We start from the raw sequence: 12,635 nt of genomic DNA, 5'->3' as shown, positions 1-12,635 counted from the left end.
ACACCTGTCGACACCCGGCTCAGACCGCAGCGTGGTGCTGCGCCAGTACGGCGAGAGTCAGGGATTCGCCGCGTTGCGTTGCCTGATAAAGCGCGGCGTAAACCCCGCTGATTTTATTCAGGAAATGGTCCAGAACCGCTTCGCGCTGGTCGATGTTGATCGCCTCGTCCAGCATGCCGTCATCGCTCAGGCGGGCGCGGCCAATCAGCACGCACTCCGGGTTGTCGCGCACTTCGACGGTGTAATTGAAGATGTGGCCGTTGAACGCCTGCTCGGGCGTCACGCGGATAAGGAAGTGGTCGAACAGCCAGAAGCCAAGCCCGTTGTCGGTGTTACAGCCCACGGTAAGGTGCAGGCTGGCTTTAGAGAGCGTGATGGCCTGAATCAATGAATTGCCGTAGTGGTTCCAGTGGGAGCGAAGTACCCGCTGCTGTCCGGCGATGATATTGGCTTTCTCACTTAATTCGGAAAGTGTCATGTGACGTACCTGATGCGTAATGTGTAAAGAGTTGGCTTCCTTAAGCACGTTTCGTGCCATTTTTTAATTTATTGATTTTTAATTAAAATAAATTTTTAAGCCGCCGCGATCACAAAAAATGACATGTCATTTCGTCATCTTTGACCGCGCGCCCTGTCTCCTCTCGCCACGCGTCGCGTAAACATGGCATCAATATTGCTTTATCCGGCCAGACTTCACCGGGAACAGCACAATGCACGAAATCACCCTCTGCCAGCAGGCGCTGGAATTGATCGAAAAACAGGCGCATCAGCATCAGGCCAAACGCGTGACGGGCGTCTGGCTGCGCGTCGGGGCGTTCTCCTGCGTGGAGAGCAGCGCCCTGCAGTTTTGTTTTGAGCTGGTGTGCCGGGAGACGGTCGCCGAAGGCTGCGCCCTGCATCTCGAAGAGCAGCAGGCGGAGTGCTGGTGTCAGGACTGCAAAGCGTACGTCGAGCTGGTGACCCACCGCGTACGCCTCTGCCCGCAGTGCGGCGGAGCAAACCTGAATATTGTCGCCGACGACGGGCTGCATATCACGCGTCTGGAAATTGAACAGGAGTAAACCATGTGTACCACCTGCGGTTGCGATCAGGGCAACCTCTATATTGAAGGCGACGAGCATAATCCTCACTCCGCTTTTCGCAGCGCCCCCTTTGCGCCGGCCACGCGCCCGGCGCTGCGCATCACCCGCGTGGACGCTCAGGCTTTTGCCCCTGCCGAGCCGCTTGAAGGCCAGCTGCATTACGGCCACGGCGAAGCGGGCACCCATGCGCCCGGCCTCAGCCAGCGCAAAATGGTCGACATCGAGATGGACGTGCTCGGCAAAAACAATGCGATTGCCCGGCGCAACCGCACTCTGTTCAGCGCCCGTCACCAGCTGGCGCTCAATCTGGTCTCCAGCCCCGGCTCCGGTAAAACCACCCTGCTGACCGAGACCTTAAAGCGCTTACAGCAGCAGGTGCCCTGCGCGGTGATCGAAGGCGATCAGCAGACCGTTAACGACGCCGAGCGGATCCGCGCCACCGGCACGCCCGCCATTCAGGTGAACACCGGCAAGGGCTGTCACCTCGACGCGCAGATGATCGGGGACGCGATGGCGCGTCTGCCGCTGGCGGATGGCGGCATCATGTTTATTGAAAACGTCGGCAATCTGGTCTGCCCGGCCAGCTTCGATCTCGGCGAGCGTCATAAGGTGGCGGTGCTCTCCGTCACCGAGGGCGAGGACAAGCCGCTCAAGTACCCGCATATGTTCGCCGCCGCGTCGATCATGCTGCTCAACAAGGTCGACCTGCTGCCGTACCTTAGCTTTGACGTGGAAAAATGCCTCGCCGCCGCCCGGGAAGTGAACCCGGAGATTGAGATTTTGCTCGTCTCCACCACCCGCGGCGACGGGATGGACGCCTGGCTTGCCTGGCTGGAGGCGCAACGATGTGCATAGGCGTTCCTGGAAAAATCAGCGCTATTCATGACGGAATGCAGGCCAGCGTCGAAGTTTGCGGCGTGCTGCGCGACGTGGATCTGACCCTGGTGGGCGATTGTGACGAAAACGGCAACAGCCGTCTCGGGCAGTGGGTGCTGGTCCACGTCGGCTTTGCCATGAGCGTGATTGATGAAGCGGAGGCGCTGGATACCCTCGCCGCCCTGCAAAATATGTTCGAAGTGGAGCCGGACGTCGGGTCGCTGCTGTTTGGCGAGGAGTCCCGCTGATGCGCTTTGTTGATGAATACCGCGACCCGCAAAAGGTAATGCAGCTGATCGCGGCCCTGAAAGCCAGGGCTGAGCTTTTAACCTACACCGCCGCGCGTCCGCTGCGCATTATGGAGGTGTGCGGCGGGCACACCCACGCCATCTTTAAGTTCGGGCTGGACCAGCTCCTGCCCGACAACATTGAGTTTATTCACGGCCCCGGCTGTCCGGTCTGCGTCCTGCCGATGGGGCGGATCGACACCTGCATCGAAATCGCCAGCCACCCGGAGGTGATCTTCTGCACCTTCGGCGACGCGATGCGGGTTCCGGGGAAAAACGGCTCGCTGCTGGATGCCCGGATGCGCGGGGCGGACGTGCGGATCATCTACTCCCCCGCCGACGCCCTGAAGCTGGCCCGGCAGAACCCGGATCGCAAAGTGGTCTTCTTCGGGCTGGGGTTTGAAACCACCATGCCCGCCACCGCCCTGACCCTGCGGCAGGCAAAAGCGGCGAACGTGGATAACTTCTTCTTTTTCTGCCAGCACATCACGCTGATCCCGGTGCTGAAAAGCCTGCTGGAGCAGCCGGAAAACGGCATCGACGCCTTCCTGGCCCCCGGACACGTCAGCATGGTGATTGGCACTCACGCCTACGATTTTATCGCCGCCGATCATCAGCGCCCGCTGGCGGTGGCCGGTTTTGAGCCGGTGGATCTGCTCCAGGGGGTGTTGATGCTGGTGGAGCAGAAGATCGCTGGCATAAGCCAGGTGGAAAATCAGTACCGCCGCATCGTACCGGAAGCGGGCAACGCCGTGGCCCAGGCCGCCATCGCCGAGGTGTTTGGCGTGGAAGGGGACAGCGAATGGCGCGGGCTGGGAGTGATCTCCCACTCCGGCGTGCATCTTACCGAGGCGTATCGCCAGTTCGACGCCGAGCGTCACTTCAGCCCACAAGCGCAGGCGGTGTGTGACGACCCCGAAGCGCGCTGCGGCGAGGTGCTGACCGGACGCTGCAAACCGGCGCAGTGCCCGCTGTTTGGCGGGAAATGTACACCGCAAAGCGCCTTTGGCGCGCTGATGGTCTCATCGGAAGGGGCGTGCAGCGCCTGGTATCAGTACCGTTCTCAGGAGTGTGAAAGTTGAAACAGATAACCCTCGCCCACGGCAGCGGCGGACAGGCGATGCAGCAGCTGATCGGCGAGCTTTTTATGCGCGCCTTCAGCAACCCGCTGCTTGATGAGCAGGAAGATCAGGCCCGCATTCCGCTGCACGAGCTGACAGCCCAGGGCGACCGGCTGGCCTTCTCCACCGACAGCTACGTGATTGACCCGCTGTTCTTCCCCGGCGGCGATATCGGCAAACTGGCGGTCTGCGGCACCGCCAACGACGTGGCGGTAAGCGGAGCCATTCCGCGCTGGCTCTCCTGCGGGTTTATCCTCGAAGAGGGGCTGGAGATGGCGACCCTTGAGCGCATCGTCACCAGCATGGCTAATGCTGCGGCTGCGGCGGGCATCACCATCGTCACCGGCGATACCAAAGTCGTCCCGCGCGGCGCGGCGGATAAGGTGTTTATTAATACCGCAGGTATCGGTTCCGTTCCCGAGGGGGTAAACTGGGGGATGCGTCAGATTCACGCCGGTGATGTGTTGCTGGTCAGCGGCACGTTGGGCGATCATGGCGCCACGATCCTTAATCTGCGCGAAGGCTTAGGCCTGGAAGGGGATCTGCAGAGCGACTGCGCGGTGCTGACCCCGCTGATTCAGGCCCTGCGCGGCGAGCCCGGCATCAAAGCCCTGCGCGATGCCACCCGCGGCGGCGTGAATGCCGTGGCCCACGAATTTGCCGCCAGCAGCGGCTGCGGGATTGAAATACAGGAAGGCAGCCTGCCGGTGAAGCCCGCCGTGCGCGGCGCGTGCGAGCTGCTGGGCCTTGACCCGCTCAACTTCGCCAACGAAGGCAAGCTGGCTATCGTGGTGGAACGCCAGGCCGCCGAACGGGTGCTGGCGCTGCTGCGGGCACATCCTCTGGGAAGGAACGCCGCCATTATCGGCGAGGTGGTTGAGCACAAAGGGGTACGACTCACCGGGCTGTACGGCGTAAAACGGACGCTGAATTTGCCCCACAGCGAGCCACTGCCGCGTATTTGCTGATTCGGGCGGCGCATAAGCCGCTCATTTTTCTGGATACTCTGGATATAACGCATGTCGTATACACCCACGAACGATCCCATCGATCAAGGACTGTTCGATATTACCCGTACCCTGCTGCAACAGACCGATCTTTGCGCCCTGGCGCAGGCGCTGACCCAGCACGTCCGGCAGATAAACCTCGCCGATAGCGTCCACATTCTGCTCTGGCAGTCGGAATCGCGCCGGGTTTATCTCTACTGCACCGACGACCAGGGTTGCGATATCCGCTATGAAGATGAGCCGATGCTGGCGAACGGCCCTTTCCGCCGCATGCTTTCGCGCCCGGACGTGCTGCACTGCACGGCGGCGACCTTCCAGGAGACCTGGCCGCAGCTGGCCGCCCTCGACCGCTATCCGTCGTTCGCCCACTACTGCCTGACGCCGATTGCCGCCGACGGCCGCATTCTGGGCGGCTGCGAGTTTCTGCGCACCCGGGATGTGCCCTGGACGGATACTGATTTTTCCCGCCTGCAGACCCTGACCCAGGCGGCCGGGCTGGCCGTCGAGCAGATCCAGGCCCGGCTGCACAACAGCGATAACTACGATCTGCTGTGGCGGGAGCGTAACGATTTTCGCCTGCTGGTCGCCATCACCAACGCCGTGCTGTCAAAGCTCGACCTTGATGAGCTGGTGATGGAAGTTTCCCGCGAAATTCAGCGCAACTTCGGCATTGATTCCATCAGCATGGTGCTGCGCAGCGACCGTAAAGGGAAGCTCATCGTTTACTCCACCCACTATCTGGACAAAGATGCCCCCCTGCACGACCAGAGCGAGGTGGATGAGAAGGGTACGCTGTCTGAAAAAGTGATGCGTAACAAGCAGATGCTGATGCTTAACCTGCACCACCGGGATCAGCACGCCCCCTACGAACGCATGCTGTTTGATATGTGGGGCGAGCAGGATCAGACCCTGTGCCTGTTCCCGCTGATGTTCCGCGACCGGGTGCTCGGCACCCTGAAGCTGGCCCAGTGCAAGGCCCAGGTGTTCACCCCTACCAACCTCAAACTGCTGAACCAGATCGCCGAACGTGTCGCCATCGCCGTGGATAACGCCCTCTCCTACCGGGAAATCAGCCACCTCAAGGAGCGGCTGATCGACGAGAACCTGGCCCTGACCGAGCAGATCAATAATGTCGCCACCGACTTCGGCGAGATCATCGGCCGCAGCAGCGCCATGATGACGGTGATGAAGCAGGTGGAGATGGTGGCCCAGAGCAACAGCACCGTGCTGATCCTCGGCGAGACCGGCACCGGCAAGGAGCTGATTGCCCGCGCCATCCACAACCTGAGCGGACGCAGCGACAGGCGGATGGTGAAGATGAACTGCGCGGCGATGCCTGCCGGCCTGCTGGAGAGCGACCTGTTTGGTCACGAGCGCGGGGCCTTTACCGGGGCCAGCGCCCAGCGCATCGGCCGCTTTGAGCTGGCGGACAAAAGCACCCTGTTCCTCGACGAAGTGGGCGATATGCCCATCGAACTCCAGCCCAAACTGCTGCGGGTGCTGCAGGAGCAGGAGTTTGAGCGCCTCGGCAGCAACCGCATCATCCACACCGACGTGCGCCTGATTGCCGCCACCAACCGCGACCTGACGAAGATGGTGGCCGACCGCGAGTTCCGCAGCGATCTCTACTACCGCCTGAACGTCTTCCCGATCTACCTCCCGCCGCTGCGCGAGCGCCCGGAAGATATTCCCCTGCTGGTGAAATCTTTCACCTTCAAGATTGCTCACCGGCTGGGACGCAACATCGACAGTATTCCGGCGGACACCCTGCGCCAGCTCAGCCGGATGGAGTGGCCCGGCAACGTGCGCGAGCTGGAAAACGTCATTGAGCGGGCGGTGCTGCTGACGCGCGGCAACGTCCTGCAGCTTTCGATGCCGGATATCGATTTCCAGCGCGCCAGCAGTGCCGCGCCGGAAGCGCCCGTCAGCGATATCCGCGAAGGGGAAGAGGAGTATCAGCACATCTTGCGGGTGCTGAAAGAGACCAACGGGGTGATCGCCGGGCCACGGGGCGCAGCCCAGCGTCTGGGGCTCAAGCGCACCACCCTGCTATCGCGGATGAAACGCCTGGGGATCGACAAAAACGTCCTCTCCTGAGTCACACCAGGATAAAATACCTCTCCTTTTGTCCACGGCGAGAAGAACATGCACACTCACCACTCCACATTTCTTCTCGCCGGGCAGACCCTTCATCGCATCACCTTCGATCCGGCCACCTTCAGCGACGCCGACCTGCTCTGGCTCCCGCACCACCACCAGCTGGCTGACGCCGGGCGCAAGCGCAAAGCCGACCATCTGGCCGGGCGCATCGCCGCCTTCCATGCCCTGAACCGCCAGGCCATTCCCGCCATCGGCAGCAGCGGGGAACCCCTGTGGCCTGCGGGGATCAGCGGCAGTCTCTCCCACAGCGGCACGCTGGCTGTGGCGATCTGCCGCGAGAGTGGCCTTATTGGGGTTGATTGCGAGGCGATTATCGATGAAAGCGAAGCCCGCGAGATTCAGGACGGGGTGATTGATATTCAGGAAGCCCGGGTGCTGGCCGGGTGCGGCCTTCCCTTCGCCCTGGCCTTTACCCTGGCGTTCAGCGCCAAAGAGAGTCTGTTCAAAGCGCTCTTTCCTCAGGTGCAGGCCTGGATGGGTTTTGAGTCCGCCCGCGTCACGGCCATGAACGCCGACACCCTGACCTTAACGCTCACCCGACCCCTTCCCCCCTTTGCACAAAATCAGGCATTTACCGCGCACTGGCAGCGTTCGGACGCCACGGTTGTCACCCTGATCTGTGATGAATAATTGCTCAGGATCGTGATCCTTTTCTCCTTTTAAACAAATTAGCGGCCTGAACCGTAGACAGTTTAATCAGGCAGACTTATCGTTACATTGAATAATAAATCATTATTGAATAAATATTCAATGTGGAGAAAAAGAATGAACAAGACCTTTGTAAAATCCGCTTTACTGGCCTCAATGATCGCCGCTTCCGGCTCCCTGTTTGCCGCCGATAACGGACTCATTGCGATTATTACCCCCTCACACGACAACCCGTTCTTCAAGGCTGAAGCCGACGGCGCGGCGGCGAAGGCGAAAGAGCTGGGTTACACCACGCTGGTCGCCTCGCACGACGATGACGTGAACAAACAAAACCAGCTGATTGAAACCGCCATCGCCCGTAAGGCGAAAGCGATCATTCTGGACAACGCCGGGGCAGATGCCACCGTCGGTCCGCTGGAGAAGGCCAAAGCGGCAGGCGTCCCTGCCTTCCTGATCGATCGTGAAATCAACAAAACCGGCGTGGCGGTGGCGCAGATTGTCTCGAACAACTATCAGGGTGCGCAGCTCGGTGCAGATAAGTTCGTCAAGCTGCTGGACGGCAAAGGTAAATACGTTGAGCTGCTGGGTCGTCCGTCGGACACCAACGCGGGCGTGCGCTCCCAGGGCTACCACGATGTGATCGACGACTACCCGGACATGAAGATGGTGGCGCAGCAGACCGCCAACTGGAGCCAGACCGAAGCCTTCACCCGTATGGAAGCCATCCTGCAGACCAACCCGGATATCGTGGGCGTGATCTCCGGTAACGACACCATGGCGCTGGGGGCCGAAGCCGCGCTGAAGGCCGCCGGGAAGAACAACGTGATTGTGGTCGGCTTTGACGGCAGCGATTACACCCGCGACTCGATCCTGAAAAAAGGCAACATCAAAGCCACGGTGCTGCAGCCGGGCTGGCAGCAGGCCCAGATGGCCGTTGAGCAGGCCGACTACTACCTGAAAAACGGCAAAGCGCAAAAAGACGAGAAGCAGCTGATGGACTGCGTGCTGATCGACGAGTCCAACGCCAGCAAGCTGAACCTGTTTAACCTCAGCAAATAAGCGGAGGCAGTATGCGTTTAACACAATGGGGCGCCGCGCTGACAGGCGCTGCCGCCCTGTTGCTGACGGCCTGCACCGTGGTGGATCTGGATGAGTTCGGCAAGCCGATTATGCCTGCCGATCCCAACGCCAAAGCGAGCTTTGACAACAAGACCCCACAGCAGATCGCGCAACAAACCTGGCAGCCGCGGATCCTCGACGTCGCCAGGAATCATGCCCTGGACGCCAGCGCCCTCACCACCCAGCTGAACGCGCCTGCAGCCAAACCGCAGAGCGTCTTCGTGCGCCTGACCGGCAAGGTTGAGCGCGTGGATGCCAGCAACGAACGCGAGCAGAAGCTGGTGATGACGGTGAACGGCCAGCCGGTGGAGATCCAGAGCGGGCCGGTGATGCGCGGCAACGCCATCCGTGACGCCGCCGGGTTCCGCTTCGATGAATTTACCAACCAGGTGCAGTATGCCCAGCTCTCCCGCGCCCTGAACCGCGAGGCGGTGAAGCATCTGCCGAAAATCGACGACAGCTGGAGCGGCAAAGATGCCACCGTCCTGTTCGCCGCCACCCTGAACGCGGGCAAAGCGGTTGATGCGACGGCGCTGGAACTGAAACAGGAGACGCCGTGATGAGCGAGAGCCCGGCAGATGACATTATCCTCAGCACCCACGGGATCTCGATGCTGTTCCCCGGCACCGTGGCGCTGGATAAGGTCGATTACCGCGTCTGGCGCGGCAAAGTGAACGTGATTATAGGCGAGAACGGGGCCGGGAAATCGACGCTGATGAAGATCCTTGCTGGCGTCCAGCAGCCGAGCCTCGGCGAGATGTGGCTCAACGGCAAACAGGTGACGTTCGCCAGCACCCGGGATGCCGCCCGCCACGGGATTGGCATGGTGCACCAGGAGCTGAACCTGTTTGAAAACCTCAACGTGGCGGAGAACGTTTTTCTTGGCCGCGAGCTGCAAAAAGGGGTCATGCCGATCAATGAGTCAGAGCAGGAGTCCCGCACCGCAGAGCTGCTAAAACGCCTCGATCAGCCTATCTCTCCGCGCGAGCTGGTGGGCAACCTGAAGGTCGGGCAGCAGCAGCTGATTGAGATCGCCAAAGCCCTGGCCGAGGACGCCGACATCCTGATCCTCGACGAGCCCACCTCGGCGCTCAGCAAAACCGAGGTGGAGATCCTGTTTCGGGTGATCCGCGAGCTGACCCGCCAGGGGGTCACCATCATCTATATCTCCCACCGGCTGGAAGAGCTGATGGCGATAGGGGATGTGATCACCATTCTGCGCGACGGCAAGTTCCAGGCCGAGGCGAAGGTGCAGGAGATCGACGTGCCCTGGATCGTGCGCGAGATGCTGGGCAGCGATCCGGTGAGCAACTTCCTCGAGCCGGGCCGCACCTTTGGCGCGCCGGTGCTGGAGGCGGAACACATCACCTGCGTGAACGCCGCCGGGAATACGGTGGTGAACGACGTGAGTTTCCAGGTGAACGCCGGGGAGATCGTCGGGATCTACGGCCTGATGGGGGCCGGGCGCACCGAGCTGTTCGAGTGCATGCTCGGCACCGAACGCAACTATCTCGGCAAGCTGTGGCTCGACAGTAAACCGGTGCCCCAGCGCCTGACCACCGCCGAGCGCATCCGCATGGGGATGAGCCTGGTACCGGAAGACCGCAAGCGCACCGGGATTTTTCCCGGCTCGTCGGTCGCCAGCAACCTGACCATCGCCAGCCTGTGGCGTCGGCTGCAGCGCGGCTTTGCCATCGCGCAAAAGGCCGAGCAGGAGGTGGTGGCCAGCACCATCGGCAATCTGTCGATTAAGGTCTCGACCCCGGAGGTGGAGATCCAGGCGCTCAGCGGCGGGAACCAGCAGAAGGTGGTGATTGGCCGCTCGCTGCTGACCAACCCGAAGGTGCTGTTCCTCGACGAGCCGACGCGCGGCATCGACGTGGGGGCCAAAGCCGACGTGTTCCGCATGATGGTGCAGCTCTCGCAGCAGGGCATTGCGGTGGTCTTTTCCACCTCGGATTTGAAAGAGATTATGGCGGTATCTGACCGCATTCTGGTGATGTCCGGCGGCAAACTCACCGCCGATATTGTTCGCGATCGGGCCGAAGAATCGGCACTGGTAACCGCAAGTGCTCAGGGGTTCTAAGATGAAAACAACACAGTCTGTCGCGCTGACGCCGCAAAAAGGGGCCGCGCCTTCCCGGGAAAAACTCCTCCTGCTGCTGCTGAAAATGCGCACCTTCATTGCGCTGTTCCTGATTGTCGGCTTCTTCACCATGACCGTGCCGGGCTTCCTCTCCGCCGGCAGCCTGGTGATCATGATTAAGCACATCGCCATCAACGCCTTCCTGGCGCTGGGGATCACCTTCGTGATCATCACCGCCGGGATCGACCTCTCCATTGGCGCAACCCTCGGGCTGTGCGGGATGATCGCCGGATGGATGATCACCAAAGGGATTGTGCTGCCGATGTTTGGCATCGCCATCTTCCCGAGCGTGTGGGTTATTGTGCCCGTTGTGCTGCTGATTGGCGCCCTGATAGGGGCGATGAACGGCTGGATCATCACCCGCTACAACGTCGCGCCCTTTATCTGCACCCTTGGCACCATGTACGTGCTGCGCGGGGCGGCGATGCTGACCTCCGATGGCCAGACCTTCCCGGGGCTCTCCGGCAACCCGCAGCTGGGGAATACCGGTTTCGATGAGATTGGCGCCGGAACGCTGCTCGGCATTCCCTGGGCCATCTGGATGATGATCGTCCTGGCGCTGGTGATCGCTTATATCGCCCGCCGCCTGCCGTTTGGCCGCCACGTGTACGCCATCGGCGATAACGAGCGCGCGGCAGAACTCTCCGGGGTAAGGGTCAAGCAGGTGAAAGTGCTGGTCTATACCCTGTCCGGTTTCTGCGCCGCCATCGCCGGGATTGTGGTCTCCGCACAGCTGCTGGCGAGCCATCCGGCGAACGGCACCGCGTTTGAGATGAACGCCATCGCCGCGGTAGTGCTGGGCGGCACGTCGCTTGCCGGAGGTCGCGGCACCATTCTCGGGACGCTGATCGGGGCCTTTGTTATCGGCTTTCTGGCCGACGGCCTGGTGATGATGGGCGTCAGCGAGTTCTGGCAGATGGTGATCAAAGGAATAGTGATTATCGTGGCGGTGATCATCGACCAGATGCAAAACCGGATGCAGCAGAAAGCAGCCGTGGTAGCGCAAAAGGCGGTGATGGAAGGGAGGTAAAAGCAATCCGGGCATGGGTGCGGTCTTTGTGCCGGGTGGCGGCTTCGCCTTACCCGGCCTGGAAAACCCTGTAGGCCCGTGCAAGCGCAGCGCCGCCGGGCATTTTTCTATGCTTTCAACAAACTCCGCGCCGTCGGGTAATCGGTGATCAACACATCTATATACTTCCCTTTCAGCGCCCCGCGGATGGCGTTGCGTTTTTCTTCCCCACCGGCCAGGGCAATCACCTGCGGGCAGGCGCGGATCTGCGCCAGCTCCATACCAATCACCGGATCTTCTTCCGCGCTCAGCACCGGCTCGCCGTTGGCATCGTAGTAGTGCAGGCAGATATCCCCCACCGCCCCGCGTTCGGCCAGCAGTTTGAGCATCTCTTCGGTATAGTAGTTACCGGAGTTTTTCAGCAGCTGCGACGGCTCCAGCTCGCCGATACCGACGATCGCCACGTCCACTTCGGCGAATTTACCCACCACCGCCGCCACGTCCGGGCTGCTCACCAGCCGGGCGCGCTCTTCAACGGAGTGTTCGATGCTCTGGGACGGCAGCAGCCCAGCCGGGCAGCCAAGGTGCGCCGCCAGCTGCTGGGTGAGGATCGTCGCCTGCACGTTGCCGTTCGGACCCACGCCGCCCAGCAGCTGGATCACCCCTGCGGCGCGGATATTCTGCGGGTGCATCTCATCCACCATGCAGCGGATGGTGCTACTCCAGGAGGAGATCCCCACCAGGTCTTCGGGACGCAGGCGGGTTTCAACATAGTGCGCCGCCGCACTGCCGATGGCGTGTTTGATCTGGGCGTTAGTCGGGTCCTCCCCCACGTCCACCACGATGGCCTGGCGGATGCCGTACTGCTCTTCCAGCGCCTTTTCCAGCGAGACAAAAATATTGGTCGGCTGAACGACGGTAATTTTTACCAGCCCCTCTTTCTGGCAGCGCGTCAGCGCCCGCGACACGAAGGACTGCGAGAGGTGCAGCAGGGAGGCAATCTCGGACTGCTTTTTATTCTCGCTGTAGTAAAGTGTGGCGATCTTCACCAGCAATCGCTGTTCATCCTGTTTCGACATAACGTTCCCCTTAATCGGCTGTCGTTATTTTTATTCATCACTGAATATTTAACAAGCAAGCACCCGCCCGATCCGCCAGGCAAATGTGATCCTTTTCTCCT

The 12,635-nt window shown here is 61.1% G+C and carries 13 protein-coding genes; 11 read left to right on the top strand and 2 right to left on the bottom strand.

All coding sequences use genetic code 11. The annotated features are described in order from the left end of the window. Positions 1-19: 19 nt before the first annotated feature. A complete protein-coding gene (locus tag K5I40_RS13415; RefSeq protein ID WP_223074728.1) occupies positions 20-478 on the bottom strand; it encodes a transcriptional regulator in 459 nt (152 codons plus the stop codon). A 232-nt stretch (positions 479-710) separates the two neighbouring features. On the opposite strand from K5I40_RS13415, the gene hypA reads away from it, so the two are divergent. The 11 genes from hypA (at position 711) to K5I40_RS13360 (ending at position 11,476) form a co-directional block, all read left to right on the top strand. After that, positions 711-1,061, top strand: coding sequence for a hydrogenase maturation nickel metallochaperone HypA (hypA, locus tag K5I40_RS13410; protein WP_039031437.1), 351 nt, complete (start codon positions 711-713; stop codon positions 1,059-1,061). Between the two features lie 3 nt (positions 1,062-1,064). Further along, positions 1,065-1,937, top strand: a complete 873-nt coding sequence (gene hypB / locus K5I40_RS13405) for a hydrogenase nickel incorporation protein HypB (protein WP_223074727.1) — start codon at positions 1,065-1,067, stop codon at positions 1,935-1,937. Next, entirely contained in the window at positions 1,928-2,206 is a 279-nt protein-coding gene (locus K5I40_RS13400; protein ID WP_223074726.1) for a HypC/HybG/HupF family hydrogenase formation chaperone, read from the top strand. Before hypB ends, K5I40_RS13400 begins: the two co-directional genes overlap by 10 nt. After that, positions 2,206-3,327 (top strand): hydrogenase formation protein HypD, encoded by a 1,122-nt coding sequence (hypD, locus tag K5I40_RS13395; RefSeq protein WP_223074725.1) that lies wholly within the window; start codon positions 2,206-2,208, stop codon positions 3,325-3,327. Before K5I40_RS13400 ends, hypD begins: the two co-directional genes overlap by 1 nt. Beyond that, positions 3,324-4,334, top strand: a complete 1,011-nt coding sequence (gene hypE / locus K5I40_RS13390; protein ID WP_223074724.1) for a hydrogenase expression/formation protein HypE — start codon at positions 3,324-3,326, stop codon at positions 4,332-4,334. The genes hypD and hypE overlap by 4 nt, the downstream gene beginning before the upstream one ends. A 51-nt stretch (positions 4,335-4,385) precedes the next feature. Continuing rightward, positions 4,386-6,470 (top strand): formate hydrogenlyase transcriptional activator FlhA, encoded by a 2,085-nt coding sequence (gene flhA / locus K5I40_RS13385; protein ID WP_223074723.1) that lies wholly within the window; start codon positions 4,386-4,388, stop codon positions 6,468-6,470. Between the two features lie 48 nt (positions 6,471-6,518). Next, on the top strand, positions 6,519-7,163 hold the full coding sequence (entD, locus tag K5I40_RS13380) for an enterobactin synthase subunit EntD (protein WP_223074722.1): 645 nt from the start codon (positions 6,519-6,521) through the stop codon (positions 7,161-7,163). Positions 7,164-7,298: 135 nt separating this feature from the next. Then, on the top strand, positions 7,299-8,240 hold the full coding sequence (locus tag K5I40_RS13375) for a D-ribose ABC transporter substrate-binding protein (protein WP_138369652.1): 942 nt from the start codon (positions 7,299-7,301) through the stop codon (positions 8,238-8,240). Between the two features lie 11 nt (positions 8,241-8,251). Beyond that, positions 8,252-8,860, top strand: coding sequence for a DUF2291 family protein (locus K5I40_RS13370; RefSeq protein ID WP_223074721.1), 609 nt, complete (start codon positions 8,252-8,254; stop codon positions 8,858-8,860). Further along, complete coding sequence (locus tag K5I40_RS13365; protein ID WP_223074720.1) at positions 8,860-10,386, top strand: sugar ABC transporter ATP-binding protein; 1,527 nt, start codon at positions 8,860-8,862, stop codon at positions 10,384-10,386. Before K5I40_RS13370 ends, K5I40_RS13365 begins: the two co-directional genes overlap by 1 nt. A gap of 1 nt (position 10,387) precedes the next feature. After that, positions 10,388-11,476 carry an ABC transporter permease gene (locus K5I40_RS13360; RefSeq protein WP_223074719.1) on the top strand — a complete coding sequence of 363 codons (1,089 nt, stop codon included), beginning with the start codon at positions 10,388-10,390 and terminating at the stop codon, positions 11,474-11,476. A gap of 107 nt (positions 11,477-11,583) precedes the next feature. On the opposite strand, the gene K5I40_RS13355 is transcribed toward K5I40_RS13360, so the two are convergent. Beyond that, positions 11,584-12,534 (bottom strand): sugar-binding transcriptional regulator, encoded by a 951-nt coding sequence (locus tag K5I40_RS13355; protein ID WP_223074718.1) that lies wholly within the window; start codon positions 12,532-12,534, stop codon positions 11,584-11,586. Between the last annotated feature and the right edge of the window lie 101 nt (positions 12,535-12,635).

It is taken from the genome of Leclercia sp. LTM14 (assembly GCF_023736175.1).
In the GTDB taxonomy this organism is placed as follows: domain Bacteria; phylum Pseudomonadota; class Gammaproteobacteria; order Enterobacterales; family Enterobacteriaceae; genus Enterobacter; species Enterobacter barmai.
The sequence above is the reverse complement of the archived record's forward strand: the minus strand, read 5'-3'. Positions and strand labels throughout refer to the sequence as shown.